We start from the raw sequence: 21,598 nt of genomic DNA, 5'->3' as shown, positions 1-21,598 counted from the left end.
CATGGATCGCAAAACCGGCAAGCGCATCGAGGGGCTGGCCCACATTGCCCAAAGCATCGGCATCATCTTAACGACGCCGCTGGGGTCATGCCCGATGCGCCGCACCTTCGGATCGCTGCTCTATCGCCTGCTCGATGCGCCGGGCAATCCGAAGACCCGCCTTCTGATCTGTGCGGCCAGTGCCGGAGCCATCGCCAAATGGGAGCCGCGAGTGCGCATCACCCGCATCGTCCTTTCAGACGCGACCGCCGCCGGTCGCCTGACCCTGACCATCGACGCCAAGCGCATTGATGTCCCGACCCCGACTGACGTTTCTCTGCAAATCCCCTTAACCGGAGCTTAACCCGATGGCCAATCCCCACGGCATTAAAACCCTTGAAATCACGACCGGCACCCGCCCTAGTGCAGAAGCCTCGACCGCCGTCATCGGTCTGGTGGCCACCTCTTCCGATGCCGATATCGCCGCCTTCCCGGCGGACACACCGGTACTGTTCACCGATATCTATGCCGCCATCGCCAAGGCGGGCGTGAATGGCACACTTAGTAAATCCCTGCTGGCTATCGCGCAACAGTGCAACCCCACCCTTGTGATCGTGCGCGTGGCCGAAGGCGCTAACCCTGCCGCGACCGAAACGGCCATTGTCGGCACCGTGACCAATGCCGGTAAGAAAACCGGACTGAAAGCCCTGCTGGCCGCAAAGGCTCAATTGGGTGTTCAGCCTAAGATCATCGGTGTGCCGGGTCTGGATACGCAGGTTGTCGCCACCGAGCTGGCCTCAATTGCTGCCAAGCTTGACGCCATGGCCTATGTCCGCGCTATCGGTGCCACCATTGCGGAAGCCACCGCCTACAGGGCGGGTTTCATTTCGCGTGAAATGATGCTGATCTGGCCGGACTTCACCGACTGGACGGGCTCGGCGGTCGCCCGCGCCTTGGGCCTGCGCGCCCTGATCGATCAGCGCGAAGGCTGGCACCGGTCGCTATCCAATGTCGCCGTCCAAGGCGTCACCGGCCTGTCGAAAGATGTGTTCTTCGACATCTCCGGTGAAAATACCGACACGCAGATTTTGAACGATGCCGAAGTCACGGCATTGATCCGCAACGAAGGTTTCCGCTTTTGGGGTAACCGCACCTGTTCGGATGAGCCGTTGTTTGCCTTTGAGCCTGCCGTGCGATCCGGTGCCGCCGTGCGCCAGATCATTCGCGATAGCCTGACATGGGCCATCGATAAGCCCCTGACCGCGTCGTTGGTCAAGGATATCATTGAAACCGGCAACAACGCCCTGCGTAAGCTGGTCGCCCAAGGTTATCTGATCGGGGCCTCGATGTGGTACGACCCGGCCAAAAACGCTCAGGCGCAATTGGCGGGCGGCAAGTTGGTCATCGACTACGACTACACCCCCTGCGCCCCGCTGGAATCGCTGACCCTAAACCAGCGCATCACCGACACCTATTATGCCAATCTGGCCGACCAGATAGCGGCTTAAACAATAAAGGCCTTCGCGGTGCGTTGGCCTCCTTCCCCTCCCGCTTAGCCATCCCTTCACATCGGAGCCATCCCCATGCTGCCCGCCGTACTCAAAAACTTTAACCTGTTCATTGATGGCCAAAGCTTCCTTGGCCGCATTGCCGAGGTCACCCTACCCAGCCTGACGGCCATCACCGAAGATTATCGCGGTGCAGGCATGCAAAGCCCGGTCTCTATCGATCAGGGCATGGAACAACAGCAACTGGAATGGAAGCCCGGCGGGCATCTGACAGCCATGTATGCGCAGTGGGGCGTCCCCTCCCTTGATGGCGTTCAGCTACGCTTTGCAGGCGGCTATCAGTCCGATGATACGGGCGAGGTGCGCAAGGTCGAGATCATCGTGCGTGGCAAGCATAGTGAGATCGCACCCGGCACGGCCAAGGCTGGTGAAAAGGGCGAGCCGACTGTCACCACCAAGCTTGTTTATTACCGCATCGAAGAGGATGGCCGCGTCCTGATCGAGAATGATGTGCTGGGCATGAAGATGATCGTGGGTGGCGTTGACCGCTACGCCGAACTGCGCGCCGCCATCGAAGCTTAACCCTCTTAAGGACACCCGACTATGACGAAGCTTATCAAAGTCTCGCTGGATACGCCCATTGGCACCGGCGATAACGCCATCAAGGAATTGACCCTTCGCGCCCCATCCTCTGGGGAGATGCGCGGCATTAGCCTGGTCGAACTTGGCCAGCTCAAAACCGACGCCCTGATCACGGTCATTCCCCGTATTGCGATCCCGCATGTGACTGAGGCGGAAGTGTCTGCCCTTAGCCTTGCCGACCTGATGACGATCGGTGTGGAGGTGGGCAATTTTTTGCTGCCGAAGGCCATGCAAACGGCCTCCCCCGATATATCGAAGACAGCTACGCCGACATAGCCCTTGTCTTCAATTGGCCCCCCTCGGTGATGGATGACATGTCCATCACCGATCTGATGAGCTGGCGCAAACGTGCCGCCGTTCGCCACGCCCCGGAAAGTAAGTCGAATGTCTGATCGATCCCTGCGCATAAGCGTCATTTTCGGCGCGCTCGATAAGCTGACCGGGCCGCTGAAATCCATTGGCGAGCGCGCTCAGATCGCCAAGGAAAGCCTCAAAGGGGCAAAGGACGAACTCAAGGCCATCACCAAAACCCAAAAAGACCTTGAGAAGTTTAAGACTACCAAGAACGTCGAGGAACTGACCCGCCTGTCGGCCAAGCTGCAGGCGGCGGGCATCAACATGGATGACCTGGCTGAATCCGAACGCAGGCTGACGCTGAACGCAGACCGCGCCAATCTGGCTATCCGCGAACAGGAACAGAAACTTGAGAAGCTGGCGGCGGCGTCACAGCGCGCGGCACGCTTTAAGGATACCGGCGGCAAGCTGATGGGCGGCGGGGCCAGCATGATGGGGGCTGGGGCGGTTATTACAGCACCTATGGTGCTGGCAACCCAGCAAGCCATGACGATGGAAGCGGCGATGGCCGATGTTAAAAAGGTCATGGATTTTACGCCGGAAGGTATTCGCCGGCTCAATAATGATCTGCTCGATATGAGCACCCGAATTCCCTTGAGCGCCGAGGGTTTGACCCAGATCGCCGCCGCCGCCGGTCGGGCCGGTGTGGCGCAGGAAGCCTTGCGCGCGGGCCGCTATGATGAGGCCCGCAAAGAACTGCTGGCCTTTACCGAAGAGGCCGCAAAGATGGGTGTGGCCTTTGACGTATCCGCCGAAGAGGCTGGATCGACCATGGCCAAATGGCGCACGGCGTTCGGCCTTAATCAAACTGGCATCATCCAGTTGGGCGATCAGATCAATGCCCTGACCAATAGCTATGGCGGCAATGCGGCTGCTGTAACCGATATGGTCACCCGTATCGGCCCCTTGGGTAAGGTCGCCGGTGTCAGCGCCGACAACATGGCGGCGATGGCCCAGCTTCTGAACTCAATCGGCATCGAATCCGAAATCGGCGCCACCGGCATCAAAAACATGATGCTGGCCCTCACCAAGGGCCAAGCCGCCACAAAGACGCAGGTGAAAACCTTCGCGGCTTTAGGGCTTAATGCCGAGGCAGTATCGAAGGGTATGCAGCTCGATTCACGCGGCACCATCCTTGATGTGCTGCAGCGCATCGCCAAGCTGCCCAAGGCGGCGCAGGCGGGAACCTTGACCGAACTGTTCGGCTCAGAGTCGATTGCCGCCATCGCGCCCCTGCTGACCAGCCTTGACCAGCTTCAAACCAATTTCAACATGGTCGGGGATCGGTCGCGTTATGCCGGTTCGATGACTCAGGAATATCTCAATCGGATTGCTACGACCGAGGGTGCGACCGGTCTGGCCATGAACTCGCTCAAGGCCCTGAATATTGAACTGGGCACAGGCCTGTTACCTACGGTCGTGGCCGTCTCGAACAAAGTCCGCGGCATGGCCAATCTGTGGCGCGGCTGGGCCAAGGATCACCCGGCCTTATCCAGTGCGCTGATGACCTTCGTCGCCATCGGCGGTGGCTTGATCACCCTGTTAGGAGCCTTGGGCGTTGCCGCTGGTGCGGCCTCATTTGCCTTCGGGGCCTTGGGGATCACGACATGGGCGGCGTTGTGGCCAATTCTGGCGGTGATCGCGGCCATAGCCCTGATCGGGGCCGGTGTGTTTTTGGCCATCAAACATTTTGATGCTCTGAAAGAGGCGTTCTTCAGGTGGACGCCGCTTGGGATCATCATTTCCAAATGGCAACCGATCATGGATTTTTTCCGAAACCTCGATTGGAAAACCATTGGCCTCAATATCGTGCAGGGCATCATCAATGGCATTTTAGGCGGCATCCCCAATCTGGTCTTGACCTTTGGCAAGCTCGCCATGTCGGGCCTAAATGCTTTCAAGGAAAAGCTGAACATCAAATCCCCGTCGCGGGTCATGATGCAAATGGGCGGCTATGTCACCGAAGGTCTGGCTAAGGGGATCGATACGACCGGCATGAACCCGCTGAAGCGCATGACGACCCTTGCCGCCAGTATCGCCGGTGCGGTGGCCGTGGGAACGTCTGCCGGGGCATCGCCTGCCTTGACCTCCAATAGTGCGCCGATGGCCATGAGCGCCACCCCCAGCGTCGGCACGGTAGAAATCCATATCCATGCCGCCCCCGGTCAATCGGTAGAGGATATCGGAGCCGAGGTTGAGCGCCGGTTTAACAACCTCATGGACAAGCAAAAGGCCCGCGACCGGTCGGCCTTTCGCGACAGTGACGATTAGGAGTAACGCGACATGATGATGACGCTTGGCATGTTCATTTTTGAACTGGCCTCAATGCCCTATCAGGAACTGCAGCGTCGCACCTCATGGCGTCATGCCCAGACTGAACGCTTTGGGGCGCGCCCTGCCCTGCAATATGTCGGCCCCGGCGAAGAGACCATCACCGTTTCGGGCGTGCTTTATGGCGGCGTCATCGGGAGCTACGGCGCGATTGAACAGATCCGCGAAATGGCCGACGCAGGCGATGCCTATACGATGGTCAGCGGCACCGGCGAAGTCCTGGGCGAATGGGCCATCCTCAGCCTTGATGAGAAACGCTCGAACTTTTTTGTCGATGGCATGCACCGCAAGTCCGATTTCACCATCGAGCTTAAGCGCGCCGAAGATGCGGCCACCCAAACGGCGACTGAGACCACGACAGCAGGGGTGGCGTAATGGCCGGTGAAAAGCGCCATCCTATCGCCTCATGGCGTGTGACGCTCGACGGTCGCGACCTGACCGACCTCATGCGCCCGCGACTCTTGAGCCTGTCCTTAACCGAAAAGCGGGGCGAAGAGGCCGACGACCTTGAAATCGTGCTCGATGATAAGGACGGGCAGATCGAACTTCCGCCCGCCGGTCGTACTCTGACTGTTGAAATGGGCTGGAAACAAGGGGCTAACCTACCCATAGGCCTGATAAAAAAGGGCACGTTCAAAGTCGATGAGGCAAGCTGGCGCGGCAATCCCGACACAATTACCATACGCGCCCGGTCGGCCGATTTTACCGATGCCTTTGCCATCCGGCGGGAGCGGTCTTTCGTCAATGCCACCGTGGGCGACATCATCGGGGCCATAGCTGCCGACAATGGCCTGACGCCCCATATCGATTCAGACCTGACAGGCAAGCCGATCCCGGCGCTGGGCACCGGCGCGCGCTCCGATGCCGCCCGCCTCAGTGAATTGGGACGCAGGTTCGACGCGGTCGCCACGATCAAGATGGGAAAGCTGATCTTTGCGCCCATCGGCAAGGGCCAGACCGCAGGCGGCAAGGCCATCCCGACCGAGACCATCGCCCGCAATCAAACCGAAGGCTCTCCGGAATATTCGCGGGCCGAACGCGAGACTTACAATGGCGTGGAAGCCAGCTATCACGACATAGCCACCGGCACGAAAAAGACCGTGGTGGCCGGAGGCGGCAACGGCGATGGCAAGCCCAAGCGCCTCAAAAAAACCTATGCCAGCGAGACCAGCGCCCGCCAAGCCGCCGAGGCCGAACATAAGCGCGTGTCCCGATCCAAGGCCACGACCTCTATCCCGTTAGCATTAGGCCGCCCCGACATCACGCCGGAGCGGCCCATAACCTTGACCGGATTTAAATCAGAAATCGACGCGCATAAGTGGCTGGTCAAAGAGGCCGAACACAAGATGGATGGCAGCGGCGGTCTGTCGTCACGGCTTAAACTTGAGACGATATAATTCCTATACACGTCTCCTCACAACCTTTATGATTTAAGCATATTATAAGCTTGTGAGGAAAAATGTCGGCGGCTGCAAAATTTTTAGAACAATATCCTTTATATCGAAAATTTAAGGATGATACACCAAACGTGATGACCGACTACGCTACTGCTAAGCTTTCCTTATTCTGCAAGAAAGACTCATGCAACAACACGAGGACATTTTCTTTTACATCTACTGTACATGGAAACATTGATCTGTCGAACAGTTACAGAGCAATTGATTATAGATGCACACATTGCCAGAATACGACTTACCGGTTCTATATTTACACATCCCCAAAAAGCGAATTCGTCATGAAAGTTGGACAACATCCTCCTTGGCGAATGTCATCTGATGCTAACATTGAAAATATGCTCGGAGAGCATAGAGATTATTTATCTAAGGGGTTGTTGTGCGAGTCCCAAGGATACGGCATTGCAGCGTTCTCGTATTATCGACGTATAGTTGAAGAGTTAATCGATCAGCTGATAGACGATATACACGATTTAATTGAACCTGATCACTTAAAGAAATTTGATGAGGCATTAATCGAGGTCAAGAAAACTCAACAAACCTCCGAGAAAATCGAACTCGTTATGGATTTACTGCCGCCTGTTCTGAAAACCGAAGGTATCAATCCACTTGGGATACTTCATTCAATTTTCAGTGAGGGACTGCATGCTCAGACCGATGAAGAATGTCTTGAGGATGCGGCAAGCCTTCGATCTGTTCTAACATTCCTCGCCTCGCAGATACAGTCATCCAAAGGGAGCCAACGCATTTTCAGTGAATCCATGAAGAGCATTTTAGATAAAAAGAACGCACGAAAGCAGGCCAAGCTCGCTGCCGATTTAGCTTCCAAAAAGGAAAGCAATTAAGCCTTGCAATCCTTACTTAGTAGGGATAATGTCTTCTGGTCAGGCGCTGTTGCCTGATACTTACGGAGACCAAAGATGAAACTTAGTTTCACCCTCTCCGCTAAGTTTAGCCTCACAAAGCTGATTGTAGTCGCCAAACTGATGATCAGCAATGTGAGACTAAAACTCTAAGCGGGGGGATTGGGGGGCGGAAACGCTCCTCGATCCTTCCCTTAGAGGTATCACAAAGGGCCTACCATGTCATTAAATTTCACCAACCCGCCACCCCTCGACCTGCACGAGGTCAAAGCCTTTCGCAAATACATGGGCTGGACACAGGCCGATCTGGCGAAGGCGACAGGCCTATCGCGCCAAGGCATCGAAAAGTGGGAACAACCCGGCACGACGGTACCAGGTCATTGGCGCTATGTATTTCAGGCGCTTCGCATCGGCCTCCATCCTTGGACATTTGAACGTCTTAAGAAGCTGGACATGATCCGGCGCGGGGTAAAAGGCGAATACGCATTTTGCCGTGGCGAGGAAGTTGTGCCTGACGAAGACTTCGACGAAATTGTTGCAGAACTCGAATCCATCAACCCGCCGCATTTGTCGAAGGGCTTCACCAGCAACATATGCACCGACATCACTGTGCGAATTTAAGACTATGTGCGGACGCTTTGCCCCAAAGAACCCTATTAGCTGGCAGGAACTGCAGGACATATTGGCCATTGCGGACGGCCCGAATCCTGCCCTGCTGGATAAGGTCGAAATTCGCCCGACAAACCATTACCCGTTTATCGCGGTCGGCAAGGATGGCATGACCAAGATTGTCGATGGCCGGTGGAGCCTTGTGCCCAACTGGTGGGATAAACCTCTGGCCGATTTCAAGCTATCCACCTTTAACGCCAAGGTCGAAACGGCCTCGACCGCCGCGTCATTCAGAGGGGCGTTTGCGAAACGTCACTGCCTCATCCCCGTTGATTATTTCTGGGAATGGTGGGGGCCGCATCCGACTGATCCGAAAAAGAAACAGCGTCAGGAAATCCACCGCGCCGACAACCACATGATGGCCTTTGCCGGTATCTGGGATATCGCCAAACCGACCGATCAGGCCGAACCGATCATCAGCTTTACCATGCTCACCCGCGCCGCTGGTGACGACTTATCCCCATATCACACGCGCGAACCGATCACTTTATTGCCAGATGAATGGCGCGATTGGCTGGATTTGAAGCCGGTCGAAAGTGTAAATTTGTCCGCGCCATCAGGGACTTTTAGGTTTAACCCCTCCCCGCTTTGAGGTAACCGGCGCACGGCTTGACTCTTTTTAAAACTGAGAACAAAGATAGAACAACGGGCAATTGGTCATCTGCCCTTTGGTGTTTCTCATGCGCAAACCTATCCGGCCAGAACGGCTTTATCTCGATTTCGACGGTTTCTTTGCGTCGTGTGAGCAGTTCCGCCACCCACATCTAAGAGGCAAGCCGGTCGGCGTCATCCCTATGAAAACGGGATCGTCGTGCGTCATAGCCTGTTCGCGGGAAGCCAAGGCGATGGGCGTTAAAAACGTCATGCCAATTAATGAGGTCTATAAGAAATGCCCCGACATAGTCTTATGGCCCCAAGACCCAGACCTTTACCGGCGCGCCCACAATGAAATGATATCTGAGATCAACATGGTTGTGCCGGTCGATGCGGTAAAATCGATTGATGAAATGACCTGCAGGCTCGATCCCTCCCAGCAATTTAACCCCTTGGCCGTGGGCAAGGAAATCAAACGCAGGCTCTATAAGGTGGTCGGGCCGTGGATTGAATGCTCAATCGGCTATGGTGCAAACCGTTTGCTGGCCAAGATGGCCTGCAAGGACTCAAAGCCGACCGGCAATCTGGTGTGGGCGCCTGAAGATACGTTCAACATCCTGATCAATAAGCGGCTGGATGATGTGCCGGGCATCGCCGCCGGTATCAAAAAGCGGCTATTTGCTGCCCGCATCTGGGATATGGAAGCCCTGATGAACCTGACGCCCAATCAGCTACGGGGCATATGGGGCGGGGTCAGTGGCATTAGAATGTGGCATGCCCTGCACGGCTACGACATTCAGGCCGAACCGACCAAGCGCGGCATGTACGGCCATAGCCGGATATTGCCACCCAGCCATCGCACCCTTGAACAGGCCAGACCGATTTCGCGCATGTTGCTGATCAAGGCCATTCGGCGGATGCGCCGGGATAACTGGCGCGCCAACCGCCTGACCTTGGGCATGTACTGCATATCCTCATATGGCGACTGCGGCTGGTCGAAGTCGATCAACATGGCGGGTTATGCGGATTATGTCGGCATTCTTGAACGCGTCGAAGACCTGTGGCGCGTTGCGCGACAAGAGGTCGATCCGCGACTTTCGGTCTTCCGCGTCGATGTGAACCTGAGCGAATTGAAACCGATCGATGTCCGGCAACTGGATATGATCGAAGACGATGACGCCAAGCGCCGTGAGTTAGAGGGCCTGTCGGATGCGCTCGATCACCTGACCCGTAAATATGGCGCGACCGTAGTCACACCCGGCCTATGGGTGCCGCCGCCCGGCGATCATGCCGGGGCTAAAATTTCCTACACGCGTATTCCCAGAAGGGAGGATTTTAACTGATGTCTTGGCGCACAGAAACCATGCTCCGCGACCTCGATCCGGACACAGAATTTGAAGTCTCATGCCGCATGTGCGGCAAGCACCGTTACGAATGGGCGGGCGATCTGGTCAAGCTTGGCCGATTAGGCGGGTTCTATATCGACCAGGTGCAGCGTGATCTCCGGTGCTTCGACCGTAAGTGTGACGGCCCGGTCAGGATATGCGTCATGCACGACAAACTCGAAGAGGGTTTCGTGGCCGGTATGCCCTAAGCCTGATTGCCAATTACCAATTTCATGAGAGGATGAAACCATGAGCCTATCACCAAGACAAACAACGATGATTAAACGCTTTGTTGAAAGCGCCCAGAACGGTGGCCCCGCCGGTCTCGACCTTGCCCGCGTCATGATTCTATTGGGGAATGGCGATCCTGACGCCTTCCGGATCATGCAAGCCGACCTCGATCTTGAAGACACCCCCAATGAAAGGTTCGCCTTTGATGATGAGGATATCCCCTTTTGAGCGATGAGCCGGCTAAAATTTCTCTGATCTGGGATAGCGATGAAACCTTCGTCGGCAACCTCGAAGGCCTAACGCTGTCCCATGTGCCGAAGACCGGCGATGAGATATTTATCGTCGCCACCGGCAATAGCGAACCGCAGGGTTTAATCGTGACGCGGATCAGGCACACCCTCGTTTTCGAGTTTATGGGGTCGCAATCCGCGCCATTTCACCAGATCGATGTTTTCGTAAAGCCAATCAAAACTTAGGTGCGCCCTCAAAAGAAACGGTCATCGTCATCATCGTCTTTTGGTTTAACTGGCGGTAATCTGTAAATCCAAATCCCGAACGCTACCCACGCCAATAAAATCAAACATTTAATTATCAAGTCGATCATAAAACCCGCCTGCAGTTACACAGGCGGGAGTTGCATTTTTCATGCCAGGGCGCAAGGCCTTTGCGTTAATATGTTACTATGTCAAAGGCGCGAGGGCGTCTGCCACCGTAATTTCCGTGATCATCTGGGCCTTTGCTGATATGGCCTAATCCCCTACCGTCTGCCCGATAAAAACGGCCTTATCGCTCAGGACTTCACACGCTGCCGCCAGCGTGACCAAATGGGAACTGATCGGTTCCGGCGCGCCATTGGCCAGATCATCGAGGCTGACGCCCATGTGACGCAAAACCCTTTGCATGGAAATAGCCGCTTCCCTGATTTCGTTTTTGTTGACTTCGTTCATATTGGCACCTGTCTCCATCACGCCGCTTTTCACCGAGTTCCCCAATCACGGGATTACCCTTTGCCTAATTCCCTAATAGGTTGATCGTGGTTAAATTAATGCAAACCCCTAAAATAGCACCGTTACGCGGTAAGGGGATAACCCGTGCAGATTTGCACGGGCGGGCGGTCAAAGCAGACGGTTTTCGTCGTCGTCATCATTGTCGTCTGCCGGGAAGTATTTATGCACCAACCAGCCAGTGATGCAGATAATGACGAGCGCCGCGCTTATAAATACCCAATAGGCCGCATCCTCCTTGCTCATGCCGCCACCTCGACCGCTTGCGCAGTCTCTGGATATTTCTCCCCGCAGAACGGACAAAAATTACAGACGAAATATGACCGCTTACCCCGGCGGGATTCTGTCACCCAACGATCACGCCGGATCAGGTTGATGATCGGGCGTTCGTCCTTGGTCTTAAAAGACATGCTGGTGTTAAGGCAGTGATCCGGTGCCAATTCGGTATTAATATGCTCGATGCAACCGCACATTAGACCGCGACCTGCAGCGGCGTCACGAAATTGCGGGCGGTCGCCAGCAGAATTTCCACCTGCCCCGGCTTAAGTCTGCATAGGGCCTCAAACAGATGGGGGTGATTGGCCGACAGCGTATTCGCCTCTTCGACCCATGTGCCACCTTCTGTAAGGCGTACCTGCCAATCACGCGGCGGGAACAGGTCTTCAAGTGAACATTCCAGAGCGAGGGCGATATCAAACAGCTTTGACGCGCTGATGCGATTAGAGCCCCGCTCATATTTTTGAACCTGCTGAAAGGTCAGCTCGATGGCATCCGCCAGCTTTTCCTGCGACCAGCCGCGCGCCTTTCGCAGACGGCGGACGTTCGCCCCGACAGCCAGATCAACCCGTGCCGGAGCCTTTGTTTTAGGTGTGGTCATTCTTCAATCTCCTATAGCGTGATTTGCTATAGGTTGATTAGATCAACCATATTGTTGATATTGTCAACCACAAATGGGTGATTTATCAATGCCCACGAAACGCGATGCGATGAATACCGGCAACATCAGAGTGCAGGACTTGCTCGGACATGTCGGTATCGAGCCGCTTGAAGAAATAAAAACCATCCTTGCCGCGCTCATAGAGCCTGATTTTTGTCGTGCCATCTTTGAATTCGATGAGGCACCCCTCCATACGGCGGGGGTGCCGATCACGATGCACCCAGACTGACTCGCCCGGCTCTACCCATGGCGACATCACCTCATCACCGACGACATGTTTCTCCAGATCGTCCGGAAACTCATGCCACCACTTCCCTTCCCTAGCAGGGGCAAGGATCGATGACGGGTCAGTGAGGTGCGCGATTTCCTTTTCAACATCGGCCTCAGTTGCACCGATAGCTTTAAGAAATGGAATGACGCGCTCACTCGGAAACGAGGCCGTGGCGTTTTCCCAACGCGACATAGCCTGCGCCGAGACGCCGACATCGGGGGCGATTTCGGAAAGGGTTTTTCCTGACCGCATCCTTAAGGACTTCATAGCGGCGGCGAATGTCGAATCTTTGGGCGCAGGTTTAAGCATCCCGCCATCATCGTGGAGGAAATAAACATTGCTACGTTTAGAAATTAACCCACCATTAAACATATTGGGTTGACTGTATCAACAAATCACCCAATCAACAACCACTATGAAACAGAATCGCATCCGTTCCAAATTAGAGATCTTCATATTCGAGCAGGGCATCACCTACCAACAGGCTGGTGAACGCCTTGGCGTCTCTGGTCAGTATGTCCAAATGGTCGCTACAGGCAAGCGCACGGCGTCGAAAGACCTGGCCGAAAAGATAGGTGATTGGCTCAACGGCGGCAACACTCAGCAAGGGGGTCACGCCTGATGTCATCGCGGGATTATTACCTCGACATTCCTATCCCCGGTCGTAGCGCAATCCGGGTGCAAGGGACAAAGACCGATCTAGTTGCCTTGCGTAGTTATCTCAGCGGACTGGATCATGAGATCGAAACGGAGCGCAGAGAACACGCCAAGACGCGCGCACTTCACGGCACCGCCTGCGATCAGGTCGAATCCATTGAGCGCCAGTTGGTTGAGGCCAAGGAAACCATTGCAAGGCTCAACGCCCTGCAACGCGCCGAAGCCGACCGCCACCGCACCACGCCGGACACCCTCGATACTATCGAGGCCGACCTGCGCCGCACATATAATAAACCGGACTCTAAGCTTGTGCTCAATTTCGAGACTATAGCCCACGCAGATACGGTCGCCTTGAACGCCTATCAGCACCCTGCGCCGCCGACCGTCTGGATCGGCGTCGATGTGGGTCAGGAACAGGATATCCCCCAACGAGAGGGGCAATAATATGATGGTGGTGGGACACCCTCAATTAGTAACCATTGGGCTGGGTCATAATCGTATGAACAATGAACATGCGGCGGCGGGATTGGTTTGTGAGCCCGTCCGCAAGCCGAAACGAAAGTGCAATCAAGCGCCTGTCTTTTCATGCGCAGTTTGTGGAGAGCGTGGTCTTTGCCGGAGTTCCGAAGAGATCAGCGTCACCTTGCGACGGCTCTATTACCGGTGTGAAAATCTGGAATGTGGCCATAGCTGGAAAGCACACCTTGAATTTATTGAAACCATCTCGCCCTCAGCTTTGGGCACCGTAAAGGAACCCGCGCCGATGCTCCGGCTTAAGACGCGCACCCGCCCAGACTCGACCGGCTAAACCAGCACCTTCCCCACAATTACGACGTGACGCGCCGGAGCCTCTGGCCGCGAACGCTATTTCTTTGCCTGAAAGTACCCCTGCCCTATGTCGATGAGACAGGACATCTATGATGAGTTACTGCCCCGCCTTATTGCCGATTACGGGTTTAAGGATAAGGGCCAGTGGTTGCAAGAAGGCCGGTGCCCGGCCTGCGAAAAGCGTGAGTTTTACACCCACAAGGAAAATCCGTGGAAGGTCAAATGTGGACGCTCGAACAAGTGCGGTCGCGAATATTCCGTCAAGGAACTTTACCCTGAAATTTTCGACCACTGGTCGAACCGGTATAAACCGACACCCGAAAGCCCTAACGCCGCTGCCGATGCCTACCTTGTCCATTCCCGCCGCCTCAATCTCATGGGGCTACGGGGCTGCTACACGCAGGAACTCTATAAGGACTACAATAAGGATATCACCTCGGCCACGATCCGCTTCCCGTTGCCCAATGGGGCCTATTGGGAACGGCTGCTCGACCAACCGTCCCGCTTTGACCGGAAGGCATACTTCAAAAAGGGCACCAGCTATTCCGGCCACGTCTGGCTATGCCCGGATCAAGGCTATGAACAGTTAGCAAGGTCAAATCGGATATGGATCACAGAGGGCATATTTGACGCTCTAAGCTGGCGGCAGGTTGGTGAGTTTGCCGTTTCGGCCATGAGCACCAACAATTACCCGGCATTATTTTTAGACCAGCTTCGCAAGACCTGCGCCGACCTCGATGTCAGGCCGCCGGAATTGATCTTCGCCTTTGACACCGGCAAGGCAGGCACTGAATTCACAATCAAATATGTGGAGATGGCCCGTAAAAAAGGCTGGGAAGCGACAGCCGCCCAGCCCGTGGCCGAAGGTGAAAAATGCGATCATGACTGGAATGATTTGCTGGGCCGCGACCTTCTGGGCGAACGCCACATCAAGGATTACCTATGGAACGGTAAGATACTTCTGGCAAAAAGCGCATCGGAAAAAGCCCTCCTGTTATGGAAGAAACAAGAGGACGAAAAAAAACGGCCGGCATCCTTCTTTTTCACCTACGACAGCCGCACCTGGTGGGGCGGTATTGACCCCGCCAAGGTCGAAGAGATCAGCAAAAAAGACGATGTCTCAAAGTCCTATGCTGCCGAGGCCTGCCTAGAACTGCACTGTATATCGAACTGTGCCTTCCGCGTTCTCTATAAGCAAACCGACACGGCGACACTTGAAAGCCATTACTTTTTATCGATCGATCTGCCGGGCCGTGACAAAACCTATAAGGGCGCGTTCCTCCCTGCCGCTATCGTGTCAGGTTCTGAATTTAAAAAAACCCTCATGGGGGCCGCACCGGGCGCACTGTGGGAAGGCTCGACCCGCCAGCTTGACCGGATAATCTCGCACCACACCAAGGATATCAAAGAGGTCGAAACTATCGACTTTACCGGCTACTCAAAAGAGCATGGTGCCTACATCCTTGGTGATATCGCCGTCCATAAAGGCAAGGTGCTTCGGGTCAATTCCGAAGACTATTTCGACCTTGGCTCTACGCAGGTCAAACTCAGGTCACGCACCCGCATCCTAAAACATGTCTATGACGCCGAAAACTTCGACACGTCGTGGTTAGAACCCATGTTTGCCGCATGGGCCGGTAATGGACTGGCGGCTCTATCGTTCTGGGTCATGTCATTTTTTGCCGAGCAAATCCGCTCTGAGCAACAGGCGATGGGCTATTTTGAAATGTGGGGCCCCGCTAACACCGGCAAGTCCACAATCGTGAAATTCCTCTGGCGGATGGCCGGACGGGTGCAGGAAAACTACGAAGGTATCGACCCATCTAAATCAACGATGGTTGGATATCTGCGCACCCTCTCGCAGGTAGCAAACCTGCCCGTAATTTTCGTGGAATCCGACCGCGAAGAGGAAGGCCCCCACATAAAAAAATATGACTGGTCTGAAATCAAAAGCTTGTTCGACGGCACCATCGGGCGCGCGACAGGCCGGAAATCTCAGAGCAACGACACCAATGAGCCGATCTTTCGCGGCGCTTTGCTGATCGAGCAAAACGCCGAAGTTCAATCGGGTGAACCGATCCTAAGCCGCATCATGTCCACCAAGTGGACAAAGGATAACTGGTCATCACGCACCAAAGCTGCCGCCGAACAAATCGCCAAATGGCCCCGCGACAAGTTGTCCGGCACAATGATTCATATCATCAGGCGCGAAGCCGCCTACATGAAGGCCTTTAACGAAGCCATTCCCAAATATGAAAGCCTGTTGATCAAGGCAGGTGTGGGCCACGACCGGGTGCGCAAATGTCATGCCCAGCTTCATGCAGGCCTCGACGCTCTGTGCGCACTGATCGATATCCCAGACAATATGATGCTGGTCGGCCATGAGCACATCACCGACATGGCCCGCGCCCGCGCCGACCGCATCGGTGATGATCACCCCTATGTCAAAAAGTTCTGGGAATGGTTCGATTTCCTGCAGGAGACGGCCAAAAAGCTCAACGCTGACGGCTCACTCGCAGGCTTAAACCATCATCGCCAGCCTGACCGCATCGCCCTCAAACCGCTTGAGGTTGAGCAAGCCGTGAAGCGCGCCAACCTGCAAATGACCTTCACCATCGACGATGTGAAAAAGCACCTCAAGGCCTGCAAGTCCCGCCCGTTTGTCGAAGTCGGCACCGTGAATTCTGCACTCACAGACAAGTCAGAACATTGCTGGGTTTTTCGCACCACCCCCCTTCTTAAGAAAGGAAGCTGATCATGGGCATTGATCCAGATCACTATAAAAAAGCCGTCTATCATGTGACCTTCGACCGCAAGGCATCAACCTCCTACATTCAGCGCAGGCTGCAGATCGGCTACAACTCCGCCGCCGCCATAATGGAAGAGATGGAGAAAAACGGCATCGTGGGCCCATGCGATCATGTCGGCAAACGCGACATCTTGGTCGGCCCGCCGGATGCAAACATCGAGCCCTCGCCAGCCACCGCCACACCGGCACCAGACGCCGAACCGGTACCGGCACCAAAGCCAAAGCCCGTCTATACTGGCCCGGTTAAACGCTTCACCTGCTCCGGCTGTGATGCGCACGGTGATGGCCCGCCTGACGCCCTGCCCGATGGCTGGCATTGGCAAACCACGGCCCGCCTGGGCGAAGTGCCGCGGTGCCATGACTGCGCGATGAAAAACGCCAGCCGCATCGCCACAGGCCGCATGTCCACCGAGGAAATCCTTAACGCGGGCAATGACGGCACCCCGAATGATGTGATCAACGCCGCCGCTCAGGGCCGTCTGCGTACCATGATCGAGCGTCTCGAACGGCTTTTCGAGGACATCGCCATGCTGCAGGGCGATGCCAAAGAGGTGCGAAACGAAGCCAAAGGCGAAGGTTTCGACGTCAAAATCATCATGATGGTCATCCGCGCGCGCCGCAAAGACAAGGTCAAGCGCGAAGAGGAAGAGGCCCTGTTCGACCTCTACATGTCCACCATCGGGGAGGTCTGATCATGCCCCCAAGCGACTACGCCATTAGCCTCGAAAACTACGCCTTCGATTCCGCCCGCCTCGCTGAATTGGGCCTTCACAACTTCACTATTCCGCAAAGGCACCCCGTGAAAATCTCATTGTCGCCCAAAAACTGGCACCTCCTAAGATCGACAATTCCCGGCAAACTCTCCGAGTTGGGAAACGCACCTGAAGGGTACCTGTCTGAGCGGGACATTGCGCTCAACTTAGACCGCCTGATGGATGCCGCCCACGCTGACGGCTACATGAAAGCCCGATATGACGCGGGCCTCAATCCGTTAACCGATGAAAAAGCCACGGTCGCCGCCAACCACCCCACCCCCGCCCATCCCGGCTGGCTGGTCTGGAACCCCAATGGTCGCCAGCCGAACTATCAGCACGGCAGCATAAACAGCGCCAAAACCGAGGCCCAGCGTCTGGCCGATACCAACCCGGATCAGCCTTTCTATGTCTACGGCCCGCTGACCTGCTACCGCGCTCGCCGCATCATCGAAAAATCAAAGCCCGTCCCCGTCCCTCTGAAAACGGAGGTCGATCTCGATGACGAAATCCCTTTCTGACGGCGCAGGGGTGTCCGTCCACTTCACGGACGCGGCCCCCGGCGGCGAAGCCTACGACTGGCGGGCCGACCGGACACCGGCGGACGTTATGGAACTGATCACCAACCGGCTGAACCGCCCCCGCCATGCGCTCGAATTTCGCACCGTCCAAATTGGCGACGGCGAAGGCATCGAAGTCCGCGCACGGCCCGAAGGCAAAACCGTCCCCGTCTACATGGCCCTGATCTGGGGCGACATCACCTTCCGCGACCTGATCGCGGTCGGCCACCACCACGAAAGGAAGGCATCATGAACGCCCACACCTCACAGCCCGACATGAAAACAGGCCGCTTTGTCTGCACCAAATGCCACCGCCAATCGCTCAAACCCTTCACCTCCCTGACCTGCAAAGGCCAGCCCATCCGCGCCGCCCGCAAAGGTGCCGCATGAACTGGTCATCTATGTTTGGATTTCTAGCCGTGGCCCTGCTTTGCATCTCTCAGGCGTTGATACCTCTTATCGATAGCGCGGCCTCGGAAGGCCGACACGTTGAGGCCGACTGGGGCCAGATCGCGCATTTCACCGCTCTCGGCCTGTCTATCGTCTTCGGTGCCCTCTGCGCCCTGACATGGGGGGTATCATGACCGCCCCCTATTGCCCTGCCAAAGAATGCACCCTGTGCGGCGACGAAGCCGCCTTCTTCGGTCAGGACGACTGGAACATGTGCCGCGCCTGCCATGCCCGGTTCACCGCCCAGCAATCCGGCATCGTTCAACCCGCCGTCCCGCCGGAAAAGCCGACATGGCCCCCGACCCGTTTGGTTTGCGACGATCACCCCATCGTGCCGTTCGCAGCCGCCGCCGTGGCCATCGCCTTCCTGATCACCGTCATTCTCTCTGTCGTGGAAATTTTAACATGAACGACCTCCCCCATTTCGCCCTGTCGATACGTCAGCCACATGCCTACGCGATCATGCATCTGGGCAAGGATATTGAAAACCGCAACTGGAAAGCCCGCACAGAATTGCCGCTCGACATCTGCATCCATGCCTCTCTGGGCATGAAGCGCGAAGACATGTCCGACGCGTTTGAGTTCATCGACAAAGCCGCCCCGCTCGGCTCTCCGCGTGAGCATCTCCGCCGTCAAAACAAAATCCTGACCGATGCCAGGTTCGGCGGAATTGTCGCGGTCGCCACCATCACCGAAATCGTCACCGAAGACGATAGCCCGTGGTTCCAAGGCCGTTATGGCTACCGGCTGGCCAATGTCAGCCCAGTGAAATTCATCCCGCTTGTGGGCGCACTCGGCTTTTTCAACTGGCGTGCAAACCTTGGCCGCACCTCCGGCAGTTCCCCCCTTCTCACACCAATCCAGCAGGCTGATTGATGCGCCCGACCTCCAAAGGCAAGGCGGTGTCTGAACAGCACCGCCCCGCGCCCATCGGCGGATATCAGTCCGACATGTTCAAAAGCGTGGAATTCTTCGACCGCGCCAACCATTTGCAGCTTTTCCCGTCGCACCCGTGGACAGTGCGCGCGGTCTGGGAAGTCTTAGGCCCGATCTTGTTCCCCTTTTCATGGCCTCATATTCCGGCAGATGTGGACATCTATGAACCGTGCGCAGGCCTTGGTCACATGGTCGCCCCCTTGCGAGAACTGTTCCCCCGCGTCCATGCCTTCGATATCGAAGATTGGGGCAAGGGCTTTGACCTGGGAGATGCCCTGACATGGGGGCCAAAGCACCCGGAAATGTATAACGTCTGTTTCACCAACCCGCCCTTTGATAAGCCCCTCCGAGGCATGGCTGAAAGGATCGTCAGGCACGCTCAAACATCGTGCGACTGTGTGATCATTCTAGCCCGTAGCGGCTTCCTGTTCGGTCAGGAGCGCCAGAAACTGCACCACCATAACCCGGCGGGGAACTTGCGTTTCCTCCTGCCCTTGGCCGAACGCGCCCCCATGCAGCTTGGTGAGTACAACGCCAAATGCTCGAAACCACAGGAATACGCCTTCTTTGTCTATGAGCGCGGATACACCGGCAGCTATACCGGCCTACCCATCCCCGTAGGTGCCAAGGCCCGCCACTTCCGGCCGGAAGACATCGACATCTGATGAACAACCCGGTCAACGACAACATGGGAAAACCCCACCACGGCCCTGCCGTGCTGTCGTTGGCCGACGCCCGCGCACATGATGATTTGCGCGCATCGCTCAAAAAAATGATAAGAGAGCTTGCTAGAGCACACGCATGGGCTGATCATGTCGCGTCCACGACTGATTCAGAGACCTAATGCGCGCCGTCATTTACTCACGCTATTCAACAGACCTACAAAATGAACGGTCAATTGCCGATCAAGAGGCTATGGCGCGCGCCTATGCCGACCGCAATGGCCTAACAATCCTTAGAACCTATGCAGATGCGGCCCAATCCGGCGCATCCATGATCAACCGAGACGGCCTTCAAGACCTGATGGCCGACGCCAAACACCAATTATTCAGCGTCGTTTTGGTGGAATCGCTCGACCGGCTATCCCGCGACATGGAAGATTTGGCGGGTATTCATAAAAGACTGACCTTTGCAGGGATCAAAATAATCGCGCTTCACGAAGGCGAGGCTAATTCCCTGACAGTCGGCCTGCGCGGAATCATCGGTCAGATGTTCCGTGAAGACAACGTCCATAAGACCAAGCGTGGCATGAAGGGTAAGGTTGATCAGGGCCTGATCGCCGCCGGTGCCGCCTATGGCTACCGACTGACGGGTGAAAAGAAGGGCCATGCAGAGATTGACGAGGATCAGGCCGATATCATCCGCCGCATTTTCTCCGAATACATCGCTGGAAAATCGCCGCGTGACATCTGCACGCGCCTGAATAATGAGAAGATCAACGGCCCGCGTGGTAAGGTTTGGCTCCCATCTGCCATATATGGCTGGGAAAAGCGCGGCACCGGCATACTGCGAAACCCGCTATATATCGGTAAAATCGTTTGGAACCGGACCCATTTCATCAAAGACCCTGACACCGGCAGTCGGATCAGCCGCGTCAACCCGCGCTCCGAATGGCACTATGGTGAAGCGCCGCACCTGCGCATTCTCGATCAAAAGACATGGGATGACGCACAGGCCCTGTGCGCAGGCCGCACCAAGACGCCCGCTGAAGCCGGAACCTCAAAGCGGCCTAAGCGCCTGCTGTCCGGTTTGCTGAAATGTGGAGCCTGTGGCGGCGGCATGAGCGCGTTCGGCGCAGATCGAAAATCTCGCACCCGGATCATGTGCAGCCGTCACCGTGACGGGGTGACCTGTCCAAACCCTAAAACCTATTATCTCGATGAGATAGAGCCTTTAGTGATCGACGCGCTGAAGGAAGGCCTGCGCGATCCTGAAATGCTGGCTGAGTATGTCCGCGAATATAACGCCGCCCGCGTCGAGTTTGCCCGCGCGGCCCATAAGCGACGTGATCAGCTCGAAAAACGGGTGACGACCTTAAACGCTCAAGCTGAACGCATACTACAATTGCTGATTAAAAATGTCGGCAACGAGGAGCGTCTGGGCGAACAGATGAATGCCACAGAGGCCGAACTACAAGCAGCGCGTGAGGAACTGGCCCGCGAACCCGCGCCGGTAGATGTCGTCGCGATTCACCCTGGCACAATAGCCCGCTATGAGGCTGGCCTTAATAACCTGCGTGATGAACTGACGAAGGGCTTGGAGCATTCACCGGCACAAGCACAGATACTGCGCGAAATGGTGCACTCGATAACGCTCACGCCAAATCCCGACCCGAAGGGCCGTGTGATCCTTGATATACAAGGAAATCTGCGTTTGCTTTTGGA

General features: G+C 56.0%; 31 protein-coding genes and 1 pseudogene. 28 read left to right on the top strand and 4 right to left on the bottom strand.

What is annotated here, in order from left to right; all coding sequences use genetic code 11:
• Nucleotide 1 precedes the first annotated feature (1 nt).
• The 15 genes from IE102_RS08580 to IE102_RS08510 all read left to right on the top strand — a co-directional run bounded on the left by IE102_RS08580 (nucleotide 2) and on the right by IE102_RS08510 (nucleotide 10,486).
• Complete coding sequence (locus IE102_RS08580; protein ID WP_229807655.1) at nucleotides 2–343, top strand: GPW/gp25 family protein; 342 nt, start codon at nucleotides 2–4, stop codon at nucleotides 341–343.
• 4 nt (nucleotides 344–347) lie between these two features.
• Entirely contained in the window at nucleotides 348–1,487 is a 1,140-nt protein-coding gene (locus IE102_RS08575) for a phage tail sheath subtilisin-like domain-containing protein (protein WP_189486096.1), read from the top strand.
• A gap of 75 nt (nucleotides 1,488–1,562) precedes the next feature.
• Nucleotides 1,563–2,069 carry a phage major tail tube protein gene (locus IE102_RS08570; protein WP_189486095.1) on the top strand — a complete coding sequence of 169 codons (507 nt, stop codon included), beginning with the start codon at nucleotides 1,563–1,565 and terminating at the stop codon, nucleotides 2,067–2,069.
• Between the two features lie 21 nt (nucleotides 2,070–2,090).
• Nucleotides 2,091–2,405 carry a phage tail assembly protein gene (locus IE102_RS08565; RefSeq protein ID WP_189486094.1) on the top strand — a complete coding sequence of 105 codons (315 nt, stop codon included), beginning with the start codon at nucleotides 2,091–2,093 and terminating at the stop codon, nucleotides 2,403–2,405.
• 29 nt (nucleotides 2,406–2,434) lie between these two features.
• The gene (locus IE102_RS18080; RefSeq protein WP_373295602.1) at nucleotides 2,435–2,521 is read left to right on the top strand and encodes a GpE family phage tail protein; all 87 of its coding nucleotides are present in this window, start codon (nucleotides 2,435–2,437) and stop codon (nucleotides 2,519–2,521) included.
• Nucleotides 2,514–4,754, top strand: a complete 2,241-nt coding sequence (locus tag IE102_RS08555) for a phage tail tape measure protein (RefSeq protein ID WP_189486093.1) — start codon at nucleotides 2,514–2,516, stop codon at nucleotides 4,752–4,754. Before IE102_RS18080 ends, IE102_RS08555 begins: the two co-directional genes overlap by 8 nt.
• A 12-nt stretch (nucleotides 4,755–4,766) precedes the next feature.
• Complete coding sequence (locus tag IE102_RS08550; RefSeq protein WP_189486092.1) at nucleotides 4,767–5,189, top strand: phage tail protein; 423 nt, start codon at nucleotides 4,767–4,769, stop codon at nucleotides 5,187–5,189.
• Complete coding sequence (locus IE102_RS08545; RefSeq protein WP_189486091.1) at nucleotides 5,189–6,211, top strand: contractile injection system protein, VgrG/Pvc8 family; 1,023 nt, start codon at nucleotides 5,189–5,191, stop codon at nucleotides 6,209–6,211. The genes IE102_RS08550 and IE102_RS08545 overlap by 1 nt, the downstream gene beginning before the upstream one ends.
• A gap of 338 nt (nucleotides 6,212–6,549) precedes the next feature.
• Entirely contained in the window at nucleotides 6,550–7,113 is a 564-nt protein-coding gene (locus IE102_RS08540; protein WP_189486090.1) for a hypothetical protein, read from the top strand.
• A 237-nt stretch (nucleotides 7,114–7,350) separates the two neighbouring features.
• Complete coding sequence (locus IE102_RS08535) at nucleotides 7,351–7,752, top strand: helix-turn-helix transcriptional regulator (RefSeq protein WP_189486089.1); 402 nt, start codon at nucleotides 7,351–7,353, stop codon at nucleotides 7,750–7,752.
• Between the two features lie 4 nt (nucleotides 7,753–7,756).
• Nucleotides 7,757–8,392, top strand: coding sequence for an SOS response-associated peptidase (locus IE102_RS08530; protein WP_189486088.1), 636 nt, complete (start codon nucleotides 7,757–7,759; stop codon nucleotides 8,390–8,392).
• Between the two features lie 88 nt (nucleotides 8,393–8,480).
• A complete protein-coding gene (locus IE102_RS08525; RefSeq protein WP_189486087.1) occupies nucleotides 8,481–9,737 on the top strand; it encodes a Y-family DNA polymerase in 1,257 nt (418 codons plus the stop codon).
• The gene (locus IE102_RS08520) at nucleotides 9,737–9,988 is read left to right on the top strand and encodes a hypothetical protein (protein WP_189486086.1); all 252 of its coding nucleotides are present in this window, start codon (nucleotides 9,737–9,739) and stop codon (nucleotides 9,986–9,988) included. Before IE102_RS08525 ends, IE102_RS08520 begins: the two co-directional genes overlap by 1 nt.
• A gap of 67 nt (nucleotides 9,989–10,055) precedes the next feature.
• Complete coding sequence (locus IE102_RS08515) at nucleotides 10,056–10,238, top strand: hypothetical protein (RefSeq protein ID WP_189486085.1); 183 nt, start codon at nucleotides 10,056–10,058, stop codon at nucleotides 10,236–10,238.
• Complete coding sequence (locus IE102_RS08510) at nucleotides 10,235–10,486, top strand: hypothetical protein (protein ID WP_189486084.1); 252 nt, start codon at nucleotides 10,235–10,237, stop codon at nucleotides 10,484–10,486. The genes IE102_RS08515 and IE102_RS08510 overlap by 4 nt, the downstream gene beginning before the upstream one ends.
• 273 nt (nucleotides 10,487–10,759) lie before the next feature.
• Here the strand turns inward: IE102_RS08510 and IE102_RS08505 are convergent, their stop codons facing one another.
• From IE102_RS08505 to IE102_RS08495, 4 genes are all read right to left on the bottom strand, one after another.
• Nucleotides 10,760–10,957, bottom strand: a complete 198-nt coding sequence (locus tag IE102_RS08505) for a hypothetical protein (RefSeq protein ID WP_189486083.1) — start codon at nucleotides 10,955–10,957, stop codon at nucleotides 10,760–10,762.
• Nucleotides 10,958–11,125: 168 nt separating this feature from the next.
• Complete coding sequence (locus IE102_RS17975; protein ID WP_268247469.1) at nucleotides 11,126–11,260, bottom strand: hypothetical protein; 135 nt, start codon at nucleotides 11,258–11,260, stop codon at nucleotides 11,126–11,128.
• Between the two features lie 226 nt (nucleotides 11,261–11,486).
• Entirely contained in the window at nucleotides 11,487–11,891 is a 405-nt protein-coding gene (locus IE102_RS08500) for a helix-turn-helix domain-containing protein (RefSeq protein WP_189486082.1), read from the bottom strand.
• 85 nt (nucleotides 11,892–11,976) lie between these two features.
• Nucleotides 11,977–12,531 (bottom strand): helix-turn-helix domain-containing protein, encoded by a 555-nt coding sequence (locus tag IE102_RS08495; protein WP_189486081.1) that lies wholly within the window; start codon nucleotides 12,529–12,531, stop codon nucleotides 11,977–11,979.
• A gap of 106 nt (nucleotides 12,532–12,637) precedes the next feature.
• On the opposite strand from IE102_RS08495, the gene IE102_RS08490 reads away from it, so the two are divergent.
• From IE102_RS08490 to IE102_RS08430, 13 genes and pseudogenes are all read left to right on the top strand, one after another.
• Nucleotides 12,638–12,844, top strand: coding sequence for a helix-turn-helix domain-containing protein (locus IE102_RS08490; RefSeq protein ID WP_189486080.1), 207 nt, complete (start codon nucleotides 12,638–12,640; stop codon nucleotides 12,842–12,844).
• A complete protein-coding gene (locus IE102_RS08485) occupies nucleotides 12,844–13,323 on the top strand; it encodes a hypothetical protein (protein WP_189486079.1) in 480 nt (159 codons plus the stop codon). The genes IE102_RS08490 and IE102_RS08485 overlap by 1 nt, the downstream gene beginning before the upstream one ends.
• The gene (locus IE102_RS18075) at nucleotides 13,280–13,687 is read left to right on the top strand and encodes an Ogr/Delta-like zinc finger protein (RefSeq protein WP_373295595.1); all 408 of its coding nucleotides are present in this window, start codon (nucleotides 13,280–13,282) and stop codon (nucleotides 13,685–13,687) included. The genes IE102_RS08485 and IE102_RS18075 overlap by 44 nt, the downstream gene beginning before the upstream one ends.
• A gap of 87 nt (nucleotides 13,688–13,774) precedes the next feature.
• On the top strand, nucleotides 13,775–16,462 hold the full coding sequence (locus tag IE102_RS08475; RefSeq protein WP_189486077.1) for a toprim domain-containing protein: 2,688 nt from the start codon (nucleotides 13,775–13,777) through the stop codon (nucleotides 16,460–16,462).
• A gap of 17 nt (nucleotides 16,463–16,479) precedes the next feature.
• A pseudogene (locus IE102_RS08470) lies at nucleotides 16,480–16,662 on the top strand (DNA translocase FtsK); the annotation flags it as partial.
• A 222-nt stretch (nucleotides 16,663–16,884) separates the two neighbouring features.
• Nucleotides 16,885–17,208 carry a DUF2312 domain-containing protein gene (locus tag IE102_RS08465; protein ID WP_308429920.1) on the top strand — a complete coding sequence of 108 codons (324 nt, stop codon included), beginning with the start codon at nucleotides 16,885–16,887 and terminating at the stop codon, nucleotides 17,206–17,208.
• A gap of 2 nt (nucleotides 17,209–17,210) precedes the next feature.
• Nucleotides 17,211–17,789: a hypothetical protein gene (locus tag IE102_RS08460; RefSeq protein ID WP_189486076.1), complete on the top strand. Its 579-nt coding sequence runs from the start codon at nucleotides 17,211–17,213 to the stop codon at nucleotides 17,787–17,789.
• Complete coding sequence (locus tag IE102_RS08455; RefSeq protein ID WP_189486075.1) at nucleotides 17,770–18,081, top strand: hypothetical protein; 312 nt, start codon at nucleotides 17,770–17,772, stop codon at nucleotides 18,079–18,081. The genes IE102_RS08460 and IE102_RS08455 overlap by 20 nt, the downstream gene beginning before the upstream one ends.
• Nucleotides 18,078–18,218, top strand: a complete 141-nt coding sequence (locus IE102_RS08450) for a hypothetical protein (RefSeq protein ID WP_189486074.1) — start codon at nucleotides 18,078–18,080, stop codon at nucleotides 18,216–18,218. The genes IE102_RS08455 and IE102_RS08450 overlap by 4 nt, the downstream gene beginning before the upstream one ends.
• A gap of 190 nt (nucleotides 18,219–18,408) precedes the next feature.
• Nucleotides 18,409–18,687, top strand: coding sequence for a hypothetical protein (locus IE102_RS08445; RefSeq protein ID WP_189486073.1), 279 nt, complete (start codon nucleotides 18,409–18,411; stop codon nucleotides 18,685–18,687).
• Nucleotides 18,684–19,154 carry an ASCH domain-containing protein gene (locus IE102_RS08440; RefSeq protein ID WP_189486072.1) on the top strand — a complete coding sequence of 157 codons (471 nt, stop codon included), beginning with the start codon at nucleotides 18,684–18,686 and terminating at the stop codon, nucleotides 19,152–19,154. Before IE102_RS08445 ends, IE102_RS08440 begins: the two co-directional genes overlap by 4 nt.
• The gene (locus tag IE102_RS08435; protein ID WP_189486071.1) at nucleotides 19,154–19,879 is read left to right on the top strand and encodes a hypothetical protein; all 726 of its coding nucleotides are present in this window, start codon (nucleotides 19,154–19,156) and stop codon (nucleotides 19,877–19,879) included. The genes IE102_RS08440 and IE102_RS08435 overlap by 1 nt, the downstream gene beginning before the upstream one ends.
• A 178-nt stretch (nucleotides 19,880–20,057) precedes the next feature.
• On the top strand, nucleotides 20,058–21,598 hold a 1,541-nt coding region (locus tag IE102_RS08430), incomplete at its 3' end, for a recombinase family protein (protein ID WP_189486070.1).

Source organism: Asticcacaulis endophyticus, from assembly GCF_014652575.1.
Lineage (GTDB): Bacteria > Pseudomonadota > Alphaproteobacteria > Caulobacterales > Caulobacteraceae > Asticcacaulis > Asticcacaulis endophyticus.
Note: the sequence above shows the minus strand (reverse complement) of the source record. Positions and strands in the feature narration are given on the sequence as shown.

Bases quoted from the DNA above. Each gene is read 5' to 3' on its own strand.
- IE102_RS17975 (WP_268247469.1), bottom strand. From the start codon at position 11,260: ATGAGCAAGGAGGATGCGGCCTATTGGGTATTTATAAGCGCGGCGCTC.
- IE102_RS08490 (WP_189486080.1), top strand. From the start codon at position 12,638: ATGAAACAGAATCGCATCCGTTCCAAATTAGAGATCTTCATATTCGAG.
- IE102_RS18075 (WP_373295595.1), top strand. From the start codon at position 13,280: ATGTGGGTCAGGAACAGGATATCCCCCAACGAGAGGGGCAATAATATG.
- IE102_RS08460 (WP_189486076.1), top strand. From the start codon at position 17,211: ATGCCCCCAAGCGACTACGCCATTAGCCTCGAAAACTACGCCTTCGAT.
- IE102_RS08540 (WP_189486090.1), top strand. From the start codon at position 6,550: ATGAAAGTTGGACAACATCCTCCTTGGCGAATGTCATCTGATGCTAAC.
- IE102_RS08575 (WP_189486096.1), top strand. From the start codon at position 348: ATGGCCAATCCCCACGGCATTAAAACCCTTGAAATCACGACCGGCACC.
- IE102_RS08500 (WP_189486082.1), bottom strand. From the start codon at position 11,891: ATGACCACACCTAAAACAAAGGCTCCGGCACGGGTTGATCTGGCTGTC.
- IE102_RS08435 (WP_189486071.1), top strand. From the start codon at position 19,154: ATGCGCCCGACCTCCAAAGGCAAGGCGGTGTCTGAACAGCACCGCCCC.
- IE102_RS08475 (WP_189486077.1), top strand. From the start codon at position 13,775: ATGTCGATGAGACAGGACATCTATGATGAGTTACTGCCCCGCCTTATT.
- IE102_RS08485 (WP_189486079.1), top strand. From the start codon at position 12,844: ATGTCATCGCGGGATTATTACCTCGACATTCCTATCCCCGGTCGTAGC.
- IE102_RS08440 (WP_189486072.1), top strand. From the start codon at position 18,684: ATGAACGACCTCCCCCATTTCGCCCTGTCGATACGTCAGCCACATGCC.
- IE102_RS08520 (WP_189486086.1), top strand. From the start codon at position 9,737: ATGTCTTGGCGCACAGAAACCATGCTCCGCGACCTCGATCCGGACACA.
- IE102_RS08495 (WP_189486081.1), bottom strand. From the start codon at position 12,531: ATGCTTAAACCTGCGCCCAAAGATTCGACATTCGCCGCCGCTATGAAG.
- IE102_RS18080 (WP_373295602.1), top strand. From the start codon at position 2,435: ATGGATGACATGTCCATCACCGATCTGATGAGCTGGCGCAAACGTGCC.
- IE102_RS08450 (WP_189486074.1), top strand. From the start codon at position 18,078: ATGAACGCCCACACCTCACAGCCCGACATGAAAACAGGCCGCTTTGTC.
- IE102_RS08505 (WP_189486083.1), bottom strand. From the start codon at position 10,957: ATGAACGAAGTCAACAAAAACGAAATCAGGGAAGCGGCTATTTCCATG.
- IE102_RS08545 (WP_189486091.1), top strand. From the start codon at position 5,189: ATGGCCGGTGAAAAGCGCCATCCTATCGCCTCATGGCGTGTGACGCTC.
- IE102_RS08445 (WP_189486073.1), top strand. From the start codon at position 18,409: ATGACCGCCCCCTATTGCCCTGCCAAAGAATGCACCCTGTGCGGCGAC.
- IE102_RS08535 (WP_189486089.1), top strand. From the start codon at position 7,351: ATGTCATTAAATTTCACCAACCCGCCACCCCTCGACCTGCACGAGGTC.
- IE102_RS08550 (WP_189486092.1), top strand. From the start codon at position 4,767: ATGATGATGACGCTTGGCATGTTCATTTTTGAACTGGCCTCAATGCCC.
- IE102_RS08580 (WP_229807655.1), top strand. From the start codon at position 2: ATGGATCGCAAAACCGGCAAGCGCATCGAGGGGCTGGCCCACATTGCC.
- IE102_RS08565 (WP_189486094.1), top strand. From the start codon at position 2,091: ATGACGAAGCTTATCAAAGTCTCGCTGGATACGCCCATTGGCACCGGC.
- IE102_RS08530 (WP_189486088.1), top strand. From the start codon at position 7,757: ATGTGCGGACGCTTTGCCCCAAAGAACCCTATTAGCTGGCAGGAACTG.
- IE102_RS08570 (WP_189486095.1), top strand. From the start codon at position 1,563: ATGCTGCCCGCCGTACTCAAAAACTTTAACCTGTTCATTGATGGCCAA.
- IE102_RS08525 (WP_189486087.1), top strand. From the start codon at position 8,481: ATGCGCAAACCTATCCGGCCAGAACGGCTTTATCTCGATTTCGACGGT.
- IE102_RS08465 (WP_308429920.1), top strand. From the start codon at position 16,885: ATGAAAAACGCCAGCCGCATCGCCACAGGCCGCATGTCCACCGAGGAA.
- IE102_RS08455 (WP_189486075.1), top strand. From the start codon at position 17,770: ATGACGAAATCCCTTTCTGACGGCGCAGGGGTGTCCGTCCACTTCACG.
- IE102_RS08515 (WP_189486085.1), top strand. From the start codon at position 10,056: ATGATTAAACGCTTTGTTGAAAGCGCCCAGAACGGTGGCCCCGCCGGT.
- IE102_RS08555 (WP_189486093.1), top strand. From the start codon at position 2,514: ATGTCTGATCGATCCCTGCGCATAAGCGTCATTTTCGGCGCGCTCGAT.